This is a genomic window from Polyangium mundeleinium, assembly GCF_028369105.1.
Taxonomy (GTDB): Bacteria; Myxococcota_A; Polyangia; order Polyangiales; family Polyangiaceae; genus Polyangium; species Polyangium mundeleinium.
On record NZ_JAQNDO010000001.1, the window covers coordinates 7,822,074 to 7,844,835 of the forward strand.

Consider the following 22,762-nt stretch of genomic DNA (forward strand, 5'->3'; position numbering starts at 1 on the left):
AACACGTGACGCCGCGACGCACGGATTCATCCCTGCAGCTCCTCGCACGCGCGGCAGGGAGCCCGGCGGCGCTCGCCGGGAAAATCGCACGTTTCGGCAGGATGCTGGCGGCGTACGGCAATGGGCGCGAGCTCGACGCGCGGCTCGCGCGCCTCCTTCGAGCGGGGATCCTCGACGCGGCGCCGACGCGGATCCAGCTCGTCGTGGGCTCGATCGACATGCTGCGGTTCTGGATCTCGCCCGCGTCGACCGAGTATTACCAGACCATCGGCATCGATTACACGTTCCACCAGATCCTGCGATTCCTCGAAGAGCCGGCCTCGCTCGCCGATCCCGTCGGGTTCTTCAGCACCCGGGACAACGTGATTGGCCACCTGATGCAGGTCGTGCACGCGAATCCGCGGTACGATCTGGAGCTGCTCACGATGTGGGACGACGGGCTCGCCGAGCTCGAACGGCAGGTCGAATCGATGATCGCCGGGACACATCCGCGGGGCGAGGCGATCGCGGCCATCGTGGAGGAGCCCGAATACCACGCGCGGCTGCTCGCGTACGTGCGCGTCTTCCGCAAGGACCCGGCCGCGCCCCCTCCCCTGCGCGCGAACGTGGAAGGAAGCGCCCACTGGGAGGATCTCGAGCGCACGTTTGGCTCGCTCCGGACCTCGATGCGGTACTTCTGCAGGCTGCCGACGGATCCGATGTCGGCGGCGCGGCATCTCCTCACGGTGAAGGAATTCCCGCGGCACCTCGGGGAGCCAAATCCAAGCAAGGACGAGGGAGGGACCCTTTCATGCCCATCGTAGCCATCGATCACGTGCAGCTCGCCATGCCCGCGGGGCGCGAGGACGAGGCGCGCGTGTTTTACGGAAAGCTCCTCGGGCTCGCGGAGGTGCCGAAGCCGGCCGACATGGCCAAGCGCGGCGGCGCGTGGTTCGAGGCGGGCGCCGTGAAGATCCACCTCGGGGTGGAGGCCGAGTTTCACCCGGCGCGAAAGGCGCATCCAGGCCTGCGCGTGGAGGGGCTCGCCGCGCTCGTCGAGGGCTTGCGGGCCGCGGGCGTGACGGTGGCCGACGGGCAGCCGCTCGACGGCATCGCGCGGGTCTTCGTGGAGGATCCGTTCGGCAATCGCATCGAGCTTCTGGAGCACACGCCGGGCTGACGTTCATTGCCCCGGGCCGGTGCACGCGCCCGGCTGCGCGGGCGGGATGGCGCGCAGGTATTCGTACATGGCGAGGAGGTCCTCGTCGGCCATGATCCTGTAAAGGGCCCAGGGCATGATCTTGAGGATTCGCTCCGGGTTCTCGGGATCCTTCCCCGTGCGCATGACCGACATGAATTGCTCGCGCGTGAGCCCGCCGGGCAAGCCCTTCGCGTCGGGCGCGAGGCTCGGCGCCTTGAGGTTCTGCCCGAAGGGCACGCCACCCGCGAGGTAATGCGCGGCGTCGAGGCGTCCGCGTCCGCCGGTGAACGGGGACTCGCCGGGTCGATACGTCGGGCAGCTATGACAATCGACGCACCCGGACGCGGCGTTGACGAAATAACTTCCGAGCCCGACGAGGGCCCGATCCGCGTTCTCCAGGTTCAGCGGCACGGGGGCGAATCGCAGCCCGATCACGACCCGCGGGTCGAGCGGCGCAGGCGCCTCTCCGGGGTCTCCGGTTCCCATCTCCTCGGAGGCGCAGGAGAGGAGGAGCCCCACGAATCCGAGCGTGATGAAATGCCGCCATTGCATGGATGAACCCCTCCCCCGGAGCCCGCGGCTCCGCCTCGGCCCATGCAAGCGTGGCGCCCGTCCGTCCGTGCGCGGGGAGCACGAACGGCGGCCCCTGGAGTCGGGCGTTATTGCGGCCGGCCCTGCGCGATCCAGGTCTCGACGAGCTGGATGTCCTCGGGCGTGACGGGCGGAAGCGCGAGCGGCATTCCGCGGACGACCGGATCGGTTTGTCCCGCCTCTTCGCGGTACCGGGCGAGCATGGCGTACACGAGGCGCGGCGTGCCGTCGGGCATCGGCGAGAAGATGCTGCGGCGTTCGCCCTTGTCGTCGACGTACCCCGCCTGGATGCCCTCGTACTCGGCGAGGTTCAGCCCGCGGGGCCGATAGCCGAAGCCACCCGTGTTGCCAGGCCCGCCGTCGCCGATCGCATAATCCGGTTCGGCATGGCAATGCCAGCACGTGTTGCGGAAGACGCGGCGGCTGACCTCCTCGTACGTCACCTTGCGGTCGAGCACCGGCAGGCGCGGCGGAATGATCTTGGCCATCTTGGGCGCGAGATCGGCGCGCAAAAGGAAAGCGGAAAGGTCTCGCTGCTCGTCGGGCGTGAGCGGCGTCTTCGGCATGAGCGTGTCGGGCTTCTGCGCCTTCGGATCGTCGAGCCAGCGGACGAGCTCGCCCGGGGCCATGCGCTCCCGGACGTACCGCAGATCCGGCGCGAGCGCGCGGGCCATGCGCTCGCCTTTGCCTTCGAGATCGGCCACGCCGGCCGGGAGCGCCGCGCGCGGCGCGCCAGAGTATTCGTGGCACTGGCGGCAGCCCTTCGCCTCGAAGAGCGCGCTGCCCTTCTCGACGCTGGCACCTTCGAGCGCGACCGCCGGGGCCGGCGTCGCCGAGGACGTGAGCCACGCGGCGACGTCACGCGCCTCCTCCGGGGTGATCGCGAGGCGCGGCATCGTCGTGTCGAGGTGCGGGCGCACGTCGTGTGGTTCGAGGAGGAATGTTTCGAGGAAGCCGCGGCGCAACCGGCCGCCGATATTGGCGAGCGACGGGGTCTCGCGGAAATGGACGATGCTCTTTTGCCACTTCGCGAGCGACGTGGCCGAGGCCTGGTACGTGCCGGCGTGAATCTCCTGGTGGCAGCGGACGCAATCCTGGTCGAGCGCGGGTTTATCGAGGCCGGTGCCCTCGTGGCAACGGTTGCACTGGAACTTGGCGACGAGGCTTTTCCCTTTTGCGGGGTCGCCGAGCGGCGGCTCGGGGCTCGGGGCGGAATGCGCGAGGGTGGTGGAGCTCGAACTCGCGGAAGGAGCGGCAGAAGGTGCCTCCGCGCGCTCGTCCTTGCGACAGCCGAGAAGGAGGAGGACTAGACTGACAAGGACGAGCGCGCGGGGCACGGAGGACATCCTTTCGAGCGGACAAGCAGGCTGTTGAGAAACGCCGCGAGCGCCCTGGAGCTAGGGAGGAGGACGCAGGAATACGAGAGTATTCCGAGGACGACGACCGACGATCCAGGGCTCTCCGCAAGTTTATCAACAGCCTGCTAGCTTTGGCCCCCCTGGCTCGTGGGCACCTGGCAGACGGAGCTGTCCTTGGCCATCGTGTTGCAGCGCTGGACGGCGGCGTCACGGGCCGTCGTGTTGCCGGCCTCCTGCTGGAGGCGGCCGAGGGCGGCGTAGCCCTGCGGCGTGGCCATGAGGTCACGGTCGGCGAGGCCCTGGAGCAAGCTGCGCGCCTCGTCCTTGCGGCCCTCGACCTTGGCGAGCGCCTCGCCGAGATCCGTGTCGACGGAAGGATCGTTCTTGCGCTGCTCGCGGAGCCGCTCGAGGGCCGCGACGGCCCAGGCGACGTTCTTGGCGCGCTGCTCGGGCGACTTGCCCCGCCACGTCGGGTCGAGGTCGATGCCGCCGTCGGCGCGGACGAGGGCGACGGCGAGCGTGCGCTGGGCGCGCTGGAGCATGCCGTCCCGGCCCGGGTTGATGCTGCGGATCTCGGGGAACATGCGCACGACCGACTGGGCCGAGGCCACGATCTTGCCGTCACGCATGGTCTTCTCGGCGTTCGCGAGGCCCTGGATGCGGTGGTCGATCTCGGGGATGAAGACGTCGCCGCAGGCCGCCGCGTCGTTCGACACGGCCGGAATGGCGGCGAGGGCAGCGAGACCGAGGGCGAAACGAACGGCGAGACCCTTGATGGTGAGCATCGAAACCTCCTCCTGGTGCGACGAGCGGTTCAACCCGGGTATCGGGGCGGGCGGTTCTTCTGTGACAGCGGCCGACGAAAAAAGTTTTGCGAGAAGTTCCGGCTTCCGCGAGCACGGGGTTCGGGGCGAAGGGCGCCGAAGGCGACCCGAAGCCCTGAGCGTTGAACGACAAACGCCGCTCGGGGGCAGGATCTTTCAGGTCAGGCCGATGGAAGAGAGGCGAGCGAGAGGCGGGCGACGGCGGCGAAGAGGAGGTTTCCGTCGAGGACGACAGCCTCCTGGTAGAGGCGAATGCGCTCGGCGGGGTCGTCGACGAGGTTGCCGAGCTTGACGAGGAGCTGGGTGCGGACGTCGGGCTCCTCGGCGACGTCGAGGCCGCGGCGGTAGGCGGCGCGCGCTTCGATCGGTTTTCGCTGGGCCGCGAGGGCGTCACCGAGGCCGACGTGGAGCAAGCCGAGGTCGGCCTTCGTGAGGGCCTCCCGGGCGCGTCGGACCTTTTCCGCGGGGTCGAGGTCGGGGCGGTCGAAGTCGGAGACGAGGGCGAAGACGGCCGGTTCGACGGCGCCGGCGGCGATCCGTTCGGCGAGGAAGCGGTAGGCCCGGCAGCGGAACCAGCCGGGGGCGAGCTCTTCCGTTTTGCGGAAGAGCCCCGCGGCCTCGGCGGCGCGGCCCATGAAGAGGCACGTCACGCCGGCCTGGTAGACGGGCGACGGGGCGTGCCGATCGGCGACGGCGCCGCGGCGGAAGGCTTCGAGCGCGCGGACGAACTCGCCGGCCGCGCCGAGGCGCTCCCCTTCCTCGGTGGCGATGGACGAGGCGCGAAGCTCGGGCCGATCGCGCTCGTAGATGAACTGGACGGAGCCTTGGAGGCCGCCGAGCTCGTCAATCTCGGCGGGCTTGCCGTCGACGAGGGCGACGACGCGGCAGCGGGGCTCGCCGGCCCGGACACGCTCGGCGCGGCGGCGGAAGGCGCGGGCCTCGTCGGCGTCGCCGAGTCGGTCGAGGACGGAGGCGATTCGCTCGGCCCTCCCCGCGGCCTCGGCCGTCTCGCCGAGGTACCGGTGCACCTCGAAGAGGGAGAAGAGGGCGGCGAGGGCGCCCTGGTCGTCGCCCGACTCTTCGCAAAGGGTGAGGGTCTGCTCGAAGGGCGCGCGGGCCTCGGCGACGCGGCCGGTGTGGAAGAGGCACTCGCCGAGGCGGCCGACGAGCATGGCCTGATGGCCGCTCTTGGAGCCCTCGGTCTCGGCGAGCGCGGCGCGGGCCTGGACCTCGGCCTCGGCATACCGGCCCTCCGCGGCGAGGGCGTCGATGTCGGCGAGGGCCTGTTCGAGGCGCCGGAGGAGGGCCTGGGTGCCCTCGGGGACGGTGGTGAGGGCCGCGAAGAGCTCGGGCCGCCCTCGCATCGCGGCCATGTGCTGCGCGACGGAGGTCATGCCCTGGATGTACCAGCGCAGCGACGGGCCTTCGCGAAACGGCTCGGGGACGGTGCGCCAGCCGGGGAAGGCGTCGCAGATGGCTTGCTCGTGCGCCTCGCAGAGGGAGGAGAGGCGGTCGAGGTCGCCTTCGTCGACGGCGTTGAAGAGGGCCTCGCGGAGGGCGTCGGGGGAGAGCGGCTGCATCGGGCGCGAAGGTAGTCGAGGGGGGACGGGAGCGGAAGCGCGAGCGCGAGCGCGAGCGAATTCAGGTCGTCGTCAGTCCCCCATCGGCCGCGGAAAGGGCGAAGGGACTCGGCGGCGGCGGATGCGTCGAGCTCTGCCTTCAAGAACGCGGCCATTTTCGTGTTCATACCGGATCCGAAGCCTTTGGGGTCATGGGTTTGCCGCCGCCGAAGCTCACGTAAAGCGCCGGCAAGACCAGGAGGGTGAGGAGCGTCGAGGAGAGGACCCCGCCGATGACGACTGTCGCCAGCGGACGTTGCACCTCCGCGCCCACCCCGGTGTTGAGCGCCATCGGCAAGAACCCGAGGCTCGCGACGAGGGCCGTCATCAGGACCGGACGAAGCCTCCGCTCCGCGGCCTGCTCGACGGCCTCGCGTACGGGCATGCCGGTCGCGAGGAGCTGCCGCACGGTCGACACGAGCACCATGTCCGCGAGGACCGAGACCCCGGACAGGGCGACGAAGCCCACGCCCGCCGAGATGCTGAACGGAAGCCCGCGCAGCCACAACGCGACGATCCCGCCAATGGCGGCAAACGGAACGCCCGTGAACACCCGCGCCGCGTCGAGGAGGCGCCCGTAGGTGAAATGAAGCAGCACGAAGATCAGCGCGAGCGCCGCGGGCACGACGACGAGGAGCCGCCCCTGGGCGCGCTCGAGGTGCTCGAACTGGCCGCCATAACGCACGTAATAACCGGACGGCAACACGACCTTCTCGTCGATGCGAGTGCTCGCCTCCTGCACGAACGAACCCACGTCCCGGCCTCGCACGTTGGCTTGCACGACGATCCGCCGTTTGGCCCACTCCCGTTGGATGGAGGAAGGCCCCTCGACGAGGCGCAGGTGGGTCACGCTCGAAAGGGGGATCTGCGTGCCATTCGCGGCCGTGATCAGGATGCGCCCGACAGCTTCGACGTCGGTCCGATATCGATCGTCGAGCCGCAGCGTGATCGGGAAGCGTTTTTCCCCCTCCTGCATCTGGCCGACCTCACGCGTCCCGAGCGACGCGACGACATCCAGCACCTCGTGCGCCGGAATCCCGTGCCGCGCAATCGCCGCGCGATCCACCTCGACCTGGAGCAGCGGTTGTCCCGTCACTTGCTCCGTCACCACGTCGGCGGCGCCCGGAATCGCCTTCAGGACCGCCTCGATCGCACGCGCCTTCTCCTTCAGGATCTCGAAGTCTTCCCCGAAGAGCTTCACCCCGACGTCCGATCGAACCCCGGCGATCATCTCGTTCACCCGCATCTCGATGGGCTGGGTGAACACCATTCGCATCCCGGGCAAGCTTTCGAGCTCGCCCTGCATGGCACGCACGAGCTCGTCCTGCGTCGCCCCGCGCTTCCATCGATCCCGCGGCGTGAGCGTGACGAACACGTCCGAGAGCTCGATCCCCATCGGATCCGTGGCCACCTCCGCCGTGCCCGTGCGCGTCCAGACGCGCTCGATCTCGTCCGGAAACTTCTCCCGCAGCGTCTTCTCGATCTGGAGGCCATACCGCGTCGACTCTTCCACGGAGACACCCGCGAGGCGGATCGTATTGACCACGATGGCGCCTTCATTCAGCCGCGGGACGAACTCCGAGCCGAGCCGCGTGGAGAGGGCCATGGCCCCGCCCAGCATCGCCACGGCCGCGGCCATCACGAACCGTCGCCGGCGCAGGGCGAACTGGAGCGCCGGTCGATACACGCGCAAAAGTGCCCGCACCACCACGTTCTCCCGCTCCACGATCCGGCGCGGCAGGAGGAAGCTCGCCAGCACCGGCATCAACGTGAGCGAGAGCAACATCGAACCCGCGAGCGCGAAGATCACCGTCAGCGCCATCGGCCGGAAGAGCTTTCCCTCGACCCCTTCGAGGAAAAGAATCGGCAGATAAACGATCATGATGATGAGCTCGCCGAACATCGTCGGTTTGCGCACTTCGAGCGCCGCTTCCCGCACGACTTCGATCACAGGCCGCGCGCCCTTGTCCTCCGCGAGCCGCCGCGTCGCGTTCTCGACCATGATCACGGAGCTGTCGACGACGAGGCCGAAGTCGATCGCGCCGAGGCTCATGAGGCTCCCCGCGATCCCGAACCGCAGCATGAGGTTCGACGCGAAGAGCATCGAGAGCGGAATGGCCGAAGCGACCACGAGCCCCGCGCGCAGGTTGCCGAGGAAGACGAAGAGGACCGCGATGACGAGGATCGCGCCTTCGAGGAGGTTCGTTCGAACCGTCCGTAGTACGTGGTCCACGAGCTCCGTGCGGTCGTAGACCGTGGCGACCTCGATCCCGGGCGGGAGGCTCTTCTTGATCTCGTCGAGCCGCACCTTGAGCCGGCTCGTCACGTCATGGCTGTTCTCGCCCATCAGCATGAAGCCGAGACCGAGGACCACTTCGCCTTTCCCATCCGCCGTCACCGCGCCGCGCCGGATCTCGCGCCCCTCGACGACCTTCGCCACGTCGCGGACCCGGACCGGCACGCCCTCGTGCGCCGTGATCACCATGTCCTCGATGTCGCTCGGGCGCGTCGCAAGGGCGATCCCCTGGACGAGCGTCGCTTCGCCGGCGCGATCGAGGCTGCCGCCGCCGACATTCGTGTTGTTGTGCTCGATCGCCTCGGCGAGATCCGCGAGCGTGAGGCCACGGCGCTGGAGATTCTTGGGGTCGACGACCACGTGGATCTGCCGCTCGTCGCCGCCCCAGGCGTTCACCTCGGCGACGCCGCGGACCGAGCGGAGCTGCGGCTTGACGATCCAGTCGTGCGCGGTGCGCAGCTCGCTCAGGCTCTTGTCCTCGCCGGACACGATGTAATGGAAGACCTCGCCGAGCCCCGTCGCGACGGGCCCGAGGGTCGGCCGCTCGATCTGCGGCGGAAGCGAGACGCTTTGCAGCCGCTCCATGGCGACCTGCCGCGCGAGGTAAATGTCCGTCCCGTCCTCGAACACGACCGTCACCTGCGACAGACCAAATCGCGAGATCGAGCGCACCTCGTCGAGCCCCGGGAGCCCCGCAATGGCTTGCTCGATCGGCGCCGTGATCTGCCGCTCGATCTCCAGCGGCGAGAGCGCGGGCGCCACGGTGTTGATCTGCACCTGCACCGGCGTCGTGTCGGGGAAGGCGTCGATCGGCAGGCGTCGAAAAGAGAGCGCCCCCAGGATCGCGACCACGAGCGTCGCGAGAAGGACGAGGGTGCGGTGGCCGAGCGACCACGTGATGATGCGACTCAGCATCCCTTCTCAGTCGGCGTCGCAGCAGCCGGCGCCGATGCTCTCCTTCAACGTCTCGGTCTTCAGCAGGAAGCTGCCCGTCGTCGCGACGTCCTCGCCGGGGCGTATGCCTTTGCGGATCTCGACGAGGTTGCCCTCGCGAAGGCCCATCTCGACGCGCCGCGCCTCGTATTCGTCCTCCGCGAGCCGAATGAAGACGAGGTGCACGTCCTTCGCGCGCTGCACGGCCGCGTCCGGGACCATGACGCTCGCGCGCGCCGCGCCGACGTCGACACGCGCCCGCCCGAACATATTGCCTCGCAACACCCCATCCACGTTTTCCAGCGGAACACGCGCCCGGACCGTGCGCGTCGCGAGGTCGATCTGCGGGCTCAGATACGTGATCTTCCCGCGGAAGGTGCGCCCCACGAGCCCGTCGACGTCGAGCGTCACGGATTGCCCCACGGCGACCGCCGCGAGCTCGGCCTCCGGGACGTCGAGCTCCGCCCACATCGCGGACGTGTCCACGACCTCGAAGAGCATCTCTTCGAGCCCGACGAGCTTGCCCACGGTGGCGCTTCGCTGCGTCACGACGCCGTCGATGGGCGAAGTGAGCGTGTACGAACCCCCTGCCCCGGCGCCCGCCCCGATGATGGAGAGCGCCGTGGCGAGCGCCGCTTGCTCTGCCTTGGCGGTTTCGAGCTCCTGCTCTGCCGCGAGCACGTCCTTTTCGGAGCTAAAGCCCGACTTCTGGAGCGCCGCGAGCCGCTCGTGGTTCTTCTGCGCAATGCCGACGCGCGCCCGCGCGGCCTGGAGCTTGGAGCGGTCCGCCCCGACCTCCGCGCTGTCGAGGACGGCGAGCGCATCCCTCTTTTTGACCTGCGAGCCGATGTCGACCTTCATGGCCCGCACGACGCCGGGCGCCCGCGCATTGATGTGTGCGAGGCGCGTGGCGTCGTACACGACCCGGGCCGTGACGAGGATGCCGCCCGCGTTTTTCCGCTCTTCGGCCTTCACCGTCTGGATGCCGGCGAGCCGCGCGGTCTCCTTCGTCTTGAAGCGGACCTTGGTCCCATCGGCGGGCGCTTCCGCCTCGGGGGCGCTCTTGCCTCCGCTCTTGCCGCTCACGTCGGCGGCGGGGCGTCCGCCGCGCGTTGGGTGGCAGACCGGGCAAAACGACGCCGGAAAGCCATGCTCGGCGCACCAATCGCCCTTCGCCTGGAACACGGCCGCGAGCTTCGGGTGGCACTTGGGACACACCACGTCGAGCACGCCGTGCGCGCAGAGCTTCCCTTCGCCGTCCGCCTTCGCGGACGCCGGCTGCGTGGAGCTCGCGGGACCCGCGGGCGACGCCTTCGGATCTCGGCCGCACCCGGCGAGCCCCAGGAGGAGCGCCAGGAGGGCCACGAGGAGGGGACGCACGTCAGCTCCCCTTGGGAGGTCGAACGATCTTCAGGCCCGGGTTGCACTTCAAGCATTGCGACTCGGGGAGGCCGTGCTCGGGGCACCAATCCCCCGTGGCCTTGAAGGCGGGGACGAGCTCGGGGTTGCACCGGGTGCACTGCGACTCGGGGACCGCATGCTCCCCGCACCAGTCCTCGTGCGAGCCGGGCTTGACGGTGCTCGGCGCGTGGGCGCCGTCCTGCTTCGCGGACGCGGCCGCGGCCGGCTCGGGCTTGGCCGTCGAGCCCACGTCCTTGGAGCACGCGGCGAGGGAGAGGGCGGCGAGGAGCGGAAGGATCAGGGAACGATGCATCATGATGAGCCTCTTCGAATTCGTCTTTGCCAACTGCGGACATGTCGCCCCGCGCGCGCCACGAGAACGCGAGCTCGCGCGCCGGAACGACCGATCGATGGAGCCTCCTCCGGTGGTGCCGGGGGCTCCGATCAGCAGTGGAAGACTTGAAGGGCGATGCAACGCTCCGCCGAGGAGCGTGGTCCTGCACGAGGGAGCGCGGGGCGAGCGACGATCCGCGGCAATGGCGCGAGGTACCGGGATCCGCGCGGAGGGCCGAACGCGGCCGGCACCCCCTCGCCTGGGAGCGTCGTGACGGGCGCCGGAGGTACTTGCGGCAGCTCGACGCGCTTGTGCGCGGGGGGCAACTCGCCGACCTGATGTTCCTCGCAGCAGTCTTCTCCGACGCTGGGACCTTGGTCGTCCTCCGCGCCGTGGGCGGAGCAGTCGTCGGATTCGCAGGCGTGCTCGACGACCTCCTGGACCGCGACGCAGAAGTAGTAGCTCCGGCCGGAGAAGAACACGGCGAGCGCGACGACGGCGACGAGGAGCACCGCGAACACACGGCGAGGCCCAGGGGCCTGCGTGGAGAGCGCGAGGGCTCGGCGCGTCATCACGGGGCGGGAGCCTACCCGCGGCGGAAGAGCACGTCCAGGGTCGCGTTTCTGGGAGAGGACGCAAGGAGAGGTGCCGCCACGCGTGCACGCGGGCAAGCCGGTCGACCCCGGACGAGGCCCATTGCACGCGCGTCGCATCCGCAGCGGAAGCGAGAAAAGCAGCGGCTGCGGAGCGCAGAAGCCCCTCCGCCAGGTGCGCGACGCGCCTTGCATGCACGCAAAAAGCCCGAGGGCGGTCGCTCGGTGGGTGTTGCACGCGTGCAAGGCACACCAAACGATCTGCACAGCGTGCCTTGCACCTGTTCAAGGAACGTCGAGCCCGCGGCGCGGGAGCGCTTGCGTCGATGCAAACGCCGCCGTGACGTGGTCCTGTCGGCGTTTGCATCGACGCAAGCGCTCCGATCCCACCGTCACAGCCGCCTTTGCGCCGATGCATCCCCCGCTGTGCACATGTCCCGGTCGCCTTTGCGCCGATGCAAGGACGACCGCGCAAGCGGCACGCGCCCCGTCGCGCGCGTGCCGCAGCGGCCATCGGGACACGCGCGCGCATGTCGCATCGACGCACGCGATTCCGGAGCGACGCGCCGCCGCGTGACGTCCCTCCCCTGTGTCCCATGCGATGATTTCGCAAGGACGGGTTCCTGAACGCAACGCCGCCCCATCCGAGCGCGCACATGCCTTCGTGTGAAAGCACGAAATCGCCGCAGCCCTGCCGCGATGTTTTTTTCTTCCACACCTGTACGAACCGTCGAAACGTCCGCGATTGACGCAGCCCCCCCAAACCGCTTGTGCAACAGGGTGGCACATCGGCGCGTGTGAGCGCGGCACGTAGGCGCCTTGACCCTCCCGGAGGCGTCGGTTAGGTAAGAATGCTTTTATTCCTTCATCTTGTGTGAAGGAAGAAGGGAACGAATCGATGCGCAGCTTTTTGAATCGTGGTCCCACGGCACGAACGGCGGGTCTCTTGACCGCGCTCCTGTTCGTGGCGGGGCAAGGATGCGCCACGAATACAGGCGACGGGGAAGAGAATACGGGCGAGAGCAAGGAGGCCGCAAAGGCGACGACCTCGTTCCTCTCGGCCGACGAGCCGACCTACCGGTTCTACTGGGGCGAGGAGGAGGAAGAGGAAGAAGAGGAGGAAGAGGAGGAGGAAGAAGAGGAGCAGGAGCTCGAGGAGGGCGACATCTACCGTGTCATGAACAATGGCACCCTCCTGAACCTCAACGCGTATCGCGGCCTGCAGGTGATCGACGTCAGTGACGTGACCGCGCCCAAGGTCGTCGGCCAGCTCCAGGTGGCCGGCGCGCCGGTCGAAATGTACGTCGACGGGACACGCGCGATCCTCTTGATGAACGGCTGGAACGGCTTCAAGGGCAGGCCGAACAGCCTCGAAGTCGACCAACTCTCGGGCAGCACCGCCCTGCTCGTCGACATCTCGAACCCGTCAAAGCCCGTCGTGCTCTCGCAGCACGCCGTGCCGGGCAACATCCAGACGAGCCGCTACGCGAACGGCGCGACCGAGGACGCGCTCTTCATCGCGTCGAGCTACTACGACTGGTTCATCAATGCCCAGAACGACTGGGAGTGGGTCATGGGCAGCACGGTGAAGAGCTTCGACGTCGGCCCGACGGGCTTGACGGAGAAGAGCGAGTTGCCCCTCGGCGGCTACGTCTCGGCCATTCACGCGGAGAACGAGGTGCTCCTCGTGGCGCGCCAGAGGGACTGGTGGTCGCAACATCAGAGCGACGTCGCGATCATCGACATCTCCGACAACGGCGGCACGATGGTCCAGCGCGACGAGGTGACCGTCAATGGCTACATCCGGTCGCAATTCCACATGGACTACCGGAACGACCAGCTCCGGATCTTCTCGGGCCCGCAATGGGGCTGGGGCCAGCATAGCTACCTCCAGACGTTCGACGCGACGAACCTCGACAACGTCACGCCCGTCGACTCCGTGCCCTTCGGCGCGGACATGAACCTCTTCGCCGCGATCTTCCTCGACGATCGGGCGTTCGCCGTGACGTTCCGGAATGTCGATCCGTTCCACGCCTTCTCGATCGATGCGAACGGCCACGCCGAGGAGAAGAGCGAGTTCATCGTCTCCGGCTGGAACGACTTCTTCCGGCCCGCGTTCGACAACACGCGCCTCGTCGGCATCGGCGTCGATACGCAGAACGGCCGCAAGCTCGCCGTCAGCCTCTACGACATCACGGACCTCGAAAACCCGAACCCGCTGGTCGCGCGCAAAGAGGTGCAAGGCGATGAGAACGGCTGGAACTGGTCCGAGGCGAACTGGGACCACCGCGCATTCAGCGTGCTCCACAACGCAGTGAACGTGCAGGCGCCGACGGGCGAGACCGAGACGGGCCTCGTGCTCCTGCCCTTCGCCGGCTACAAGTACACGGACGACACCTGGAGCAACTGGACCTACGAGTCCGCCGTCCAGATCTTCACGTTCTCGGCGTCGACGATCACGCGTCGCGGCATCATGAACCATCCCGACTCGGTCCGTCGCACGTTCAAGCTCGACGCGACAAACGGGGCGAACCTGTCCGAGACGCAGCTCCGCATCTGGGATCAATCGAACCTCGACGCGCCCGAGAAGGTCGGCGAGCTCAGCGTGGCGCCGGATTACACGAAGGTCTGGGTCTACGGCAATTACCGCGCGCGCCTGCGCAGCCCGGACAACGAAGATTACTGGTACTGGTACGATCCGAGCGCGAAGGCGAAGGTCGACATCATCCGGAACAACCAGCCCGTCGACACCGGCACGCCCGCGGCGACGATCGAGGTCCCGGCGAACGCGCAGCATTACCAGGTGGATGATCTGTTCGTCGCCGTGTCCGGCAAGTGGCTCTCCTACCCGACCTACGAGACGACCCTCAAGGTCTGGGATCTCTCGAACCCGAAGCACCCGGTCGAGCGTGGTACGCTCGTCACGACGGAGCTGCCGAGCGACGCCTCTGCTTATTACATCGCCACGGGCGTCGTCGGGAACAAGACCCTCGGATTCGTCCAGACGAGCCAGGTCACGGAACCGGTGGAGCTCGATATCTGCTCGAGCTACCCCACGAGCTATTCGAGCTGCAACGGCGCGGCGGGCTGCTTCCTCGCCGGCAGGAAGAACTGCACGAAGGTCAACGGCAGCCTGTCCTGCAACGGCGGCTTCGCCGAATGCGTCATCACGAACAACGAGACGACCTGCACGCCGATCACCCCGGAGCAGGGGCAGGTGTATGAATACTGCTACGGCGCCTGGTATGGGACGGAAGGCGAGCACACCCGGCAAAAGGCCCAGGTCAAGCTCGTGAACCTGTCGAACCCCTCGCAGCCGACGATCCTGCCCGCGATCGACGTGACGCCGGCGCAGGACGAGGAGTTCGTCGCGATGAGCGGGCACGACGACGACCTCTACATCACCGTCAAGAAGCCGGAGCAGGTCGCGGGCGACACGCGGCCGCATGCCCGTTATTTCCTGAAGAAGCTCGAACTGAAGAAGCCCGCGCAGCCGAAGCTCGAAGCAGGGATCAACGTGCCCGGCACGATCCTCGCGAAGGATGGCTCGACGATCTTCACGCGGGATCAGGTCTGGGGCCCGCAGTACATCGAGACCGCCGTCTCGAGGCTGAAGCTCAAGAGCAACAAGGCGGAGCTCGAAAACAGGCACCAGTTCGCGAACCGCATCGTGCGCGAGCTGGTCGTCGACGACGACAGGCCCGTCGCCACGCACGACCTCGTGTGGTACCCGAGCCACTCCCAACGGTTCAGCATCCTCAAGCCGAGGAGCGGCAACAACGATACGTTCCAGGTCCTGTCGACCGTGAATCGCCCGGCAAACGCGATCTTGCTCAGCGCCGCCGAGCGCCGCGCCTTCTTCTACCTGTACGGCGGCGTCCTCATGGCGGACCTGGACGATCCGACGACGCCGACCTCCACGGCCTACTTCCCGGCGATGTACTCGTACAGCAGCTCGAACCTCAGGCCGATCATCGACGACGACGAGGTGCTGATCCCGGGCGGTCGTTACGGCATTCATGAGGCCGACCTCGACACGCACAACCTGCTTTCGACCGGCAACTGATCACGCTCTCCCCGCGGCACGCTCGCGAGCCCGCCCGGGTTCGCGAGCGCCGCGCCCCGCCCGTCACAGATCGATCTGCATTCCCAGCTCGACGACCCGGCCCGGCGGCAGGCCGAAGTAGGCCGTCGCCGGGCGGGCATTCCGCGAGATGAACGCGAAGAGGTCCTTGCGCCACTTCATCATTCGTGATCTCCCTGTCGGCAACAAGGTCTCGCGGCCGAGGTAATAACTCGTGTTCCTGAGGTCCACGTCGATGCCGTGGTCCTTGCAGGCGGCGAGCACGCTCGGCACGTGGGGCGTCTGCATGAAGCCGTACCGCGCCGTCACCCGGTAAAACCCGTGGCCCATGTCGTCCACGGAGACGCGCGCCTCGGGCGCGATCTCGGGGACACGCTCGTTCACCACGGAGAGGAGCACGACCTGCTCGTGGAGGATCTTGTTGTGGATGAAATGGTGGAGCAGCACGGGCGGCGTGCCCTGCGGGTTCGACGCCATGAACACGGCCGTGCCCGACACGCGGTGGGGCTTTTTCTCTTCCACGTCACGCAGGAACGATTCGAGCGGGAGGAGGTTCGCCTTGAAGGCCTCGCCGAGGATGCGGCGGCCCGTCTTCCAGGTCGTCATCACGGCGTAGATCCCGGCGCCCATCACGATGGGGAACCAGCCGCCGTGGAAAAACTTCGCCGCGTTCGCGCCGAAGAACGCGAGATCGATGCTGAGGAAGAGCAGGACGGGCGGGAGCGCCTTCCAGAGCGGCCACTTCCAGCGCTGCGTCACGACGACGAAATAAACGACCGTCGTGATGCCCATCGTGCCCGTGACCGCGATGCCGTACGCGGCGGCGAGCGCGCTGGAGTTCTGGAACCAGAGCACGAGGAAGACACAGGCGACGCAGAGCGCGCGGTTGATCTCGGGGATGAAGATCTGGCCTTCGGTCTCCTTCGAGGTGTGGACGATGGTCACGCGCGGGAAATAGCCGAGCTGGACGGCCTGCTGCGTGAGGGAGAAGGCCCCGGAGATGAGCGCCTGCGAGGCGACGATCGTGGCCGCGGTCGCGATGGCGACCGTCGGATAGAGGGCCCAGGAGGGGACGAGGGCATAAAAGGGGTTCGCCGCCGCCGAGGGATTCCGGAGGAGGCACGCGCCCTGGCCGAAGTAGTTGAGGAGCAGCGCCGGCCAGACGACCGCATACCAGACCGTGCGGATCGGGCCCCGGCCGAAATGCCCCATGTCGGCATACAGCGCCTCACCGCCGGTGATGCAAAGGACGACGGCGCCGAGCAGCAAGAAGCCGTGGGTCTTGTGCGAAAGGAAAAACGCGAAGGCGTGCCGCGGGTCGACCGCCGCGAGCACCGAGGGCTCGAGCCAGATCCAGCGGACGCCGAGCGCCGCGATTGTCACGAACCAGACCAGCGTGATCGGACCAAAGATGTTGCCAATGCCCGCCGTGCCGCGTTTCTGCACGAAAAAGAGCGAGAGCAAGACCACGACGGTCAGCGGGACGACGGCCGGTTTGAGGGACGTCGTCGCGACCTCGAGCCCTTCCATCGCGGAGAGCACCGAGATGGCCGGCGTGATGACGCCGTCCCCATAAAGAAGGGCCGCGCCGAAGAGGACGAGGAGCACGAGCGGGCCCGCAATGGCGCTGCCGTCCTTGCGCGGGGGGACGAGCGCGAGCAGCGCGAGGATGCCGCCCGAGCCTTGGTTGTCGGCCTTGAGGATGAAGGTCAGGTACTTGACCGTCACGACCATCAAGAGGGACCAGAAGACGAGCGACAGGACGCCGAGGACGTTCTCCGGCGTGGCGTCCACCCGGTGCGTGCTCGCGGGGCTGAAGCATTCTTTGATGGCGTAAAGCGGGCTCGTGCCGATGTCGCCGAACACGACGCCGAGGGCGCCGAGGAGGAGCGGCCAGCGAGCTGCGTGCGCTGCATGCGCCACGGACGGCGCATGCACGCTCGTAGATGGCACCTGGGAGGGGTCGATCGTCATGGGGCCCGAGGGTAACCCCATTCCGGCAGTCCCCGACGTCACCCAGGCAATCTTGATACTTTCTTGATACGGGGCTGCGGGACCTTGACGTCCCCCTGACACGGAACGCCGTATACCCTGTGCATGCAGCTCGCCGGCATGTTCCCAGCTCCTCGCGCCGTCCTCGGCGTGACGGCCCTGCTCCTCGGCTCCGTCCCGGAAGCCCGCGCGGACGAGGCCCAGGCCCCCGCCACGTTCCAGCTCGGCGGATATGCAGAGGCGTTCTACCAGTGGAATTTCGAGCGGCCCTCGAATGGCATCACGCACTACCGAGGGTTCGACAACCGACACAATACGTTCACGCTCTCGAATGTCGCGCTCTCCGCGGCCTGGGACGTGCAGCGGCTCTCGGGCCTGGTGACGCTCCAGGTGGGGCACACGCCGAGCACGTATTACCTCGCCGAGCCGGCGCTCGCGGGCGCGAGCGGGACGAACGCCACGGGCGCGGAGCTCTGGAAGTACGTCCAGCAAGCGTACGCCGGGTATCGGTTTGATCTCGGGCGCGGGCTCCTCGTCCAGGCCGGCCTCTTCCTCTCGCCGATCGGCCCCGAGGGGATGGCCGTGCGCGACAACTGGAACTTCTCCCGCTCGAACCTGTTTTTCGGGCTTCCGTTCTACCACACCGGCGCGCGCGTCACGTATCCGCTGAGCGACGCCTGGGCCTTGACGGTCGCCTGTTACAACGGCTGGAACAGCGTCGTCGACAACAACGAGGAGAAATCGCTCTCCGCGCAGGTCACGTATACACGGCCGGACCAGCTCGCGCTCTCGTTCCTCTATTTCACGGGCGTGGAGCGGCCCCGCGGCGCTCCCGAGGGGCGCGCGTGGCGGCACCTCGTGGACGTGCACGCCACGGTCCACCCGACGAACCGGCTCTCGTTCCTCGCGCACGTCAATGGCGGGACGGAGCCCAACCGGTTTGGCACGAGCGCCTGGATCGCGGGCGCGCTTTATGCGCGGTTTCGCGTCTCGGACAAGCTCTTCCTCGCGGCGCGGGGGGACGTGTTCCACGAGCGCGTGCCGAGCAGCGCCGAGGGCACGGCCGCCGCGCTCTTCTGGCCGGTCTCGTGGGTCGCGTCCGGTACGGCGACGGCGGACGTCCGCCCGCACGAGCGAGCCTCCTTCCGGCTCGAATACCGCCACGATCACGCGGCGGGAGACATGTATTTCAGCGGCGACGTCTCTGGAAATGGCGTGGATACGCCGTTCGTGCCGAACCGCAACACACAGGACACCGTCACGCTCGGCGCGACGACGTGGTTTTGACCATGAATCCCTACCGACGAAACGAAACGGCTGGAGTCGATCGAGATCCCGACGGGAGCGCCGAGCAGAGGAGCCTCCTCTGGATAGGGCTCGGGCTCGGGCTCTTGCTCGTGGTGTACGACGCCGGCCGGCCGGGGCCCTGGGGCGCCGTGGGCTCGGTCGGCATGTTGATGTCGTTCTTCGCGCTGAAGGGCCTGTTCGGCCCCTGCATCACGCGCCTCCGCAGCCGCGGACGGCGCGGGAGGAGTTGAGCCATGGACGCCGTGTTTCTGGCCCTCACCGCAGCGTTTTTCCTCGTGTCGTGGGGCCTCGTGCGGCTCTGCGAGAAAGTCTGACGCCATGGCGACCCTGACGAACGTCGGCGGCGTGCTCGCCGTCCTTCTTTTTGGCTACCTCCTGTTCGCGCTCCTCTATCCGGAGAAGTTGTCGTGATCGAGAATGCCGTCTTCCGGGGCGGGCTTTTCCTGCTCGTGCTCGTCGCGCTCGCCGTTCCGCTCGGCTCGTACATGGCCCGCGTGTACGAGGGGAACGCGAAGATCGCCGCGCGCGTGTTTGGGCCGATCGAGCGCCTCTTCTATCGCGCCGCGGGGATTCGTGTCGACGAGGACATGCCTTTTCCTCGGTATGCCGCGGCCGTCCTCCTCTTCAATTTGTTCGGCCTGCTCGTGGTGTACGGCCTCGAGCGATTCCAGGCCCTCTTGCCCGTGAACCCGGCCGGGTTCGGCGCGGTGTCGCCGGAGGTCGCCTGGAACACGGCCGTGAGCTTCGCGAGCAACACGAACTGGCAAGCGTACGCAGGGGAAACGACGCTCTCGCACCTCACGCAGATGCTCGGGCTCACCGTGCAGAACTTCGTCTCCGCGGGCACGGGAATGGCCGTCCTCGTCGCGTTGATACGAGGGTTTACGCGGCGCACGGCCGAGGGCATCGGAAACTTCTGGGTCGACCTGACGCGGAGCACGCTCTACGTGCTCGTGCCGCTTTCGTTCGTGCTCGCCCTCTTGCTCGTGTCGCAGGGCGTCGTGCAGACGTTCGCCGCGCATCACGTCGCGGAGCTGCTCGATCCGACGAGCACCGGCGACGGGACCGGCGTCGCCCGGCAGATCCTCGCGCTCGGGCCCGCGGCTTCGCAGGTCGCCATCAAGCAGCTCGGGACGAACGGCGGCGGCTTTTTCAATGTGAACTCGGCGCACCCGTTCGAGAACCCGAACGCCCTCACGAACCTGCTGGAGGTGATCTCGATCGTCCTCGTCCCCGCGTCGCTCTGCTTCACGTTCGGGGCGATGGTGAAGGACAAACGGCAGGGCTTTGCCGTCTTCGCGGCGATGCTCGTGATCTTCGTGCCCCTGCTTTTCGTCGCGGTGGCGGCCGAGCAGCACGGAAATCCCATCCTTTCGAGCCTCGGCGTCGATCAGGGCGCGAGCGTGCTCCAGCCCGGCGGGAACATGGAGGGCAAGGAGGCGCGCTTCGGCATCGTCGACAGCGCGCTCTGGGCGACCGCGACGACGGCGGCCTCGAATGGATCCGTGAATGCGATGCACGACAGCTTCACGCCGCTCGGCGGGCTCGTCCCGATGTGGCTCATGCAGCTCGGCGAGATCGTGTTCGGCGGCGTGGGCTCGGGGCTCTACGGGATGCTGATGTACGCGGTGATCGCCGTGTTCATCGCCGGCCTGATGGTCGGGCGCACACCGGAGTACCTCGGCAAGAAGATCGAGGCGTTCGAGATGAAAATGGCCTCGCTCGTCATCCTGATCCCGGCCGCGGCCACGCTCATCGGCACGGCCCTCGCGAGCGCCACGCCCGCAGGCACGGCGGCCCTCGGAAACCCTGGCGCCCATGGCTTCAGCGAGATGCTTTATGCCTTCTCGTCCGGCGCGAACAACAATGGATCCGCCTTCGGCGGGCTGACCGTGAGCGGGATGTTTTACACGACGGCGATCGGCCTCTGCATGCTGATCGGTCGTTACTGGGTCCTCGTCCCCGTCCTCGCCCTTGCGGCGTCCCTCGCACGTAAAAAATCGGTCCCCGCGAGCGCCGGGACGTTGCCGACGCACACGCCGCTCTTCGTGCTTTTGCTCGTCGGGACGATTCTGCTCGTCGGTGCGCTCACGTTCGTCCCGGCGCTCGCGCTCGGCCCGGTGGTCGAGCATCTCTCCCTGTTTGCAAGGTGAATGGAGCCCCCCCATGACGACCCGAACCCAGGCTCGTCCGCTCTTCGAGACCGCCATCGTCGGCCGCGCTGCCGTCGACGCATTCCGCAAGCTCGATCCGCGGCGCATGATCAAAAACCCGGTCATGTTCGTGGTGGAGATCGGCAGCGCCTTCACGACGGTGCTCTTCCTCCACGCGGCGATCACCGGACGCGGCGAAGCGCCCGCCGGTTTCATTCTTGCGGTTTCGCTCTGGCTCTGGTTCACCGTCCTGTTTGCCAATTTCGCCGAAGCGATGGCCGAAGGGCGCGGCAAGGCGCAGGCGGACGCGCTCCGGAAGACGCGGAAGAACGTGAGCGCGAAGCGGCTGGAGGCGCCGCGGCTCGACGCGCGGCGCGAGGAGGTCGATTCCTCGACGCTCCGCCGCGGCGACATCGTGCTGGTCGAGGCCGGAGATACCCTGCCCAGCGACGGCGAGGTGATCGAGGGGGTCGCGTCGGTCGACGAGAGCGCCATCACGGGCGAGAGCGCCCCCGTCATTCGCGAGAGCGGCGGGGATCGCAGCGCCGTCACGGGCGGGACACGCGTGCTCTCGGATTGGCTGCTCGTGCGCATCACGGAGAACGCGGGCGAGACCTTTCTCGACCGCATGATCGCCATGGTCGAGGGCGCCAAACGGAAAAAGACACCGAACGAGATCGCGCTCGACATCCTGCTCGCGGCGTTGACGATCGTGTTTTTGCTCGCGACCGTGACGCTGCTGCCCTTCTCGAAGTATGCCGTCGCGAGCTCCGGGCAAGGCGCGCCCGTGGGCCTCACCGTGCTCTGCGCGTTGCTCGTTTGCCTCATTCCCACGACGATCGGCGGGCTGCTCTCCGCGATCGGCATCGCGGGGATGGATCGAATGGTCCAGGCAAACGTGATCGCGACCTCGGGCCGCGCTGTCGAGGCGGCCGGGGACGTGACCGTGCTCTTGCTCGACAAGACGGGCACGATCACGCTCGGCAATCGGCAGGCGACGGCCTTCTTGCCCGCGCCGGGCGTCAAAGAAAGCGAGCTCGCGGATGCGGCGCAGCTCTCGTCCCTCGCCGACGAGACGCCGGAGGGCCGCAGCATCGTGGTGCTGGCGAAGGAGCGTTTTGCATTGCGGGCGCGGGACGTGCACGCGCTCGGCGCGACGTTCGTGCCGTTCACCGCGCAGACGCGGATGAGCGGGGTCGATCTCGACGGGCGCCTCATCCGGAAGGGCGCGACCGACGCGGTCACGAAGTTCATCGAGGCGCAGGGCGGCAGCCTCCCGGCCGAAGTGAAGGCGCTCGTGGACGAGGTCGCGAAGCAGGGATCGACGCCGCTCGTCGTCGCGGACGGGGCGCGGGTGCTCGGCGTGGTCGAGCTCAAGGACATCGTGAAGGGCGGGATCCAGGAGCGATTCGCGGAGCTGCGCCACATCGGCATTCGCACGGTGATGATCACGGGCGACAACCCGCTCACCGCCGCGGCGATCGCGGCCGAGGCGGGCGTCGACGATTTCCTCGCCGAGGCCACGCCCGAGCAAAAGCTCGCGATGATCCGCTCGTATCAGCAAGAAGGGCACCTCGTCGCGATGACCGGCGACGGGACGAACGATGCGCCGGCGCTCGCGCAGGCCGACGTGGCCGTGGCGATGAATACGGGCACGCAGGCCGCGAAGGAGGCGGGGAACATGGTGGATCTCGACTCCAACCCGACGAAGCTGCTCGCCATCGTGGAGATCGGAAAGCAGATGCTGATGACGCGCGGCGCATTGACGACGTTCAGCATCGCGAACGACGTGTCCAAATACTTCGCCATCATCCCGGCCGCGTTCGCCGCGACCTACCCGGCGCTCGGCGCGCTGAACGTGATGCGGCTGCATTCGCCGGCCACGGCCATCCTTTCGGCCGTGATCTTCAATGCGCTCGTCATCATCGCGCTCGTCCCCATCGCGCTCCGCGGCATCCGGTACCGCCCGGCGCCCGCGCCCGCGCTGCTGCGGCGGAATTTGCTCGTGTATGGGCTCGGCGGCGTGGTGCTGCCCTTCCCGTGCATCAAGGTCATCGACCTCGTGCTCGCGGCCCTCGGCGTCGGCTGAAAGGAAT

The 22,762-nt window shown here is 67.9% G+C and carries 17 protein-coding genes; 8 read left to right on the plus strand and 9 right to left on the minus strand.

Annotation, left to right across the window (positions count from 1 at the left end; all coding sequences use genetic code 11):
• Positions 1-5: 5 nt before the first annotated feature.
• Both POL67_RS31140 and POL67_RS31145 read left to right on the plus strand, forming a co-directional pair.
• Positions 6-803 (plus strand): hypothetical protein, encoded by a 798-nt coding sequence (locus tag POL67_RS31140; RefSeq protein ID WP_271923741.1) that lies wholly within the window; start codon positions 6-8, stop codon positions 801-803.
• Positions 791-1,159 (plus strand): VOC family protein, encoded by a 369-nt coding sequence (locus tag POL67_RS31145; RefSeq protein ID WP_271923743.1) that lies wholly within the window; start codon positions 791-793, stop codon positions 1,157-1,159. The genes POL67_RS31140 and POL67_RS31145 overlap by 13 nt, the downstream gene beginning before the upstream one ends.
• A gap of 3 nt (positions 1,160-1,162) precedes the next feature.
• On the opposite strand, the gene POL67_RS31150 is transcribed toward POL67_RS31145, so the two are convergent.
• The 8 genes from POL67_RS31150 to POL67_RS31185 form a co-directional block, all read right to left on the minus strand.
• The gene (locus POL67_RS31150; protein WP_271923745.1) at positions 1,163-1,732 is read right to left on the minus strand and encodes a cytochrome C; all 570 of its coding nucleotides are present in this window, start codon (positions 1,730-1,732) and stop codon (positions 1,163-1,165) included.
• Between the two features lie 107 nt (positions 1,733-1,839).
• On the minus strand, positions 1,840-3,108 hold the full coding sequence (locus POL67_RS31155; protein ID WP_271923747.1) for a c-type cytochrome: 1,269 nt from the start codon (positions 3,106-3,108) through the stop codon (positions 1,840-1,842).
• Positions 3,109-3,254: 146 nt separating this feature from the next.
• Positions 3,255-3,914 (minus strand): tetratricopeptide repeat protein, encoded by a 660-nt coding sequence (locus tag POL67_RS31160; RefSeq protein ID WP_271923749.1) that lies wholly within the window; start codon positions 3,912-3,914, stop codon positions 3,255-3,257.
• Between the two features lie 200 nt (positions 3,915-4,114).
• Complete coding sequence (locus tag POL67_RS31165) at positions 4,115-5,533, minus strand: tetratricopeptide repeat protein (protein ID WP_271923751.1); 1,419 nt, start codon at positions 5,531-5,533, stop codon at positions 4,115-4,117.
• A 163-nt stretch (positions 5,534-5,696) separates the two neighbouring features.
• Positions 5,697-8,783: an efflux RND transporter permease subunit gene (locus tag POL67_RS31170; protein WP_271923752.1), complete on the minus strand. Its 3,087-nt coding sequence runs from the start codon at positions 8,781-8,783 to the stop codon at positions 5,697-5,699.
• Between the two features lie 6 nt (positions 8,784-8,789).
• Positions 8,790-10,181 carry an efflux RND transporter periplasmic adaptor subunit gene (locus tag POL67_RS31175; protein WP_271923753.1) on the minus strand — a complete coding sequence of 464 codons (1,392 nt, stop codon included), beginning with the start codon at positions 10,179-10,181 and terminating at the stop codon, positions 8,790-8,792.
• Position 10,182: 1 nt separating this feature from the next.
• Positions 10,183-10,518, minus strand: a complete 336-nt coding sequence (locus POL67_RS31180; RefSeq protein WP_271923754.1) for a hypothetical protein — start codon at positions 10,516-10,518, stop codon at positions 10,183-10,185.
• Positions 10,519-10,646: 128 nt separating this feature from the next.
• On the minus strand, positions 10,647-11,111 hold the full coding sequence (locus POL67_RS31185) for a hypothetical protein (protein WP_271923755.1): 465 nt from the start codon (positions 11,109-11,111) through the stop codon (positions 10,647-10,649).
• A 916-nt stretch (positions 11,112-12,027) separates the two neighbouring features.
• Between POL67_RS31185 and POL67_RS31190 the strand changes: the two genes are divergently transcribed.
• Positions 12,028-15,195: a beta-propeller domain-containing protein gene (locus tag POL67_RS31190; protein ID WP_271923756.1), complete on the plus strand. Its 3,168-nt coding sequence runs from the start codon at positions 12,028-12,030 to the stop codon at positions 15,193-15,195.
• A 63-nt stretch (positions 15,196-15,258) separates the two neighbouring features.
• Here POL67_RS31190 and POL67_RS31195 read toward each other — a convergent pair whose 3' ends face one another.
• The gene (locus tag POL67_RS31195) at positions 15,259-17,187 is read right to left on the minus strand and encodes a potassium transporter Kup (RefSeq protein WP_271923757.1); all 1,929 of its coding nucleotides are present in this window, start codon (positions 17,185-17,187) and stop codon (positions 15,259-15,261) included.
• A gap of 138 nt (positions 17,188-17,325) precedes the next feature.
• Between POL67_RS31195 and POL67_RS31200 the strand changes: the two genes are divergently transcribed.
• From POL67_RS31200 to kdpB, 5 genes are all read left to right on the plus strand, one after another.
• Positions 17,326-18,492: an outer membrane beta-barrel protein gene (locus POL67_RS31200; RefSeq protein WP_271923758.1), complete on the plus strand. Its 1,167-nt coding sequence runs from the start codon at positions 17,326-17,328 to the stop codon at positions 18,490-18,492.
• Positions 18,493-18,494: 2 nt separating this feature from the next.
• Entirely contained in the window at positions 18,495-18,743 is a 249-nt protein-coding gene (locus POL67_RS31205) for a hypothetical protein (protein WP_271923759.1), read from the plus strand.
• An 88-nt stretch (positions 18,744-18,831) separates the two neighbouring features.
• Positions 18,832-18,924, plus strand: a complete 93-nt coding sequence (kdpF, locus tag POL67_RS31210; RefSeq protein WP_271923760.1) for a K(+)-transporting ATPase subunit F — start codon at positions 18,832-18,834, stop codon at positions 18,922-18,924.
• Positions 18,921-20,666: a potassium-transporting ATPase subunit KdpA gene (gene kdpA / locus POL67_RS31215; RefSeq protein ID WP_271923761.1), complete on the plus strand. Its 1,746-nt coding sequence runs from the start codon at positions 18,921-18,923 to the stop codon at positions 20,664-20,666. Before kdpF ends, kdpA begins: the two co-directional genes overlap by 4 nt.
• A 13-nt stretch (positions 20,667-20,679) precedes the next feature.
• Positions 20,680-22,755 carry a potassium-transporting ATPase subunit KdpB gene (gene kdpB / locus POL67_RS31220; RefSeq protein WP_271923762.1) on the plus strand — a complete coding sequence of 692 codons (2,076 nt, stop codon included), beginning with the start codon at positions 20,680-20,682 and terminating at the stop codon, positions 22,753-22,755.
• Positions 22,756-22,762: the final 7 nt, after the last annotated feature.

Coding starts and splice junctions, on each gene's coding strand:
- POL67_RS31145 (WP_271923743.1), top strand. CDS start 791: ATGCCCATCGTAGCCATCGATCACGTGCAGCTCGCCATGCCCGCGGGG.
- POL67_RS31150 (WP_271923745.1), bottom strand. CDS start 1,732: ATGCAATGGCGGCATTTCATCACGCTCGGATTCGTGGGGCTCCTCCTC.
- POL67_RS31160 (WP_271923749.1), bottom strand. CDS start 3,914: ATGCTCACCATCAAGGGTCTCGCCGTTCGTTTCGCCCTCGGTCTCGCT.
- POL67_RS31165 (WP_271923751.1), bottom strand. CDS start 5,533: ATGCAGCCGCTCTCCCCCGACGCCCTCCGCGAGGCCCTCTTCAACGCC.
- POL67_RS31170 (WP_271923752.1), bottom strand. CDS start 8,783: ATGCTGAGTCGCATCATCACGTGGTCGCTCGGCCACCGCACCCTCGTC.
- POL67_RS31180 (WP_271923754.1), bottom strand. CDS start 10,518: ATGATGCATCGTTCCCTGATCCTTCCGCTCCTCGCCGCCCTCTCCCTC.
- POL67_RS31190 (WP_271923756.1), top strand. CDS start 12,028: ATGCGCAGCTTTTTGAATCGTGGTCCCACGGCACGAACGGCGGGTCTC.
- POL67_RS31195 (WP_271923757.1), bottom strand. CDS start 17,187: ATGACGATCGACCCCTCCCAGGTGCCATCTACGAGCGTGCATGCGCCG.
- POL67_RS31200 (WP_271923758.1), top strand. CDS start 17,326: ATGTTCCCAGCTCCTCGCGCCGTCCTCGGCGTGACGGCCCTGCTCCTC.
- POL67_RS31205 (WP_271923759.1), top strand. CDS start 18,495: ATGAATCCCTACCGACGAAACGAAACGGCTGGAGTCGATCGAGATCCC.
- kdpF (WP_271923760.1), top strand. CDS start 18,832: ATGGCGACCCTGACGAACGTCGGCGGCGTGCTCGCCGTCCTTCTTTTT.
- kdpB (WP_271923762.1), top strand. CDS start 20,680: ATGACGACCCGAACCCAGGCTCGTCCGCTCTTCGAGACCGCCATCGTC.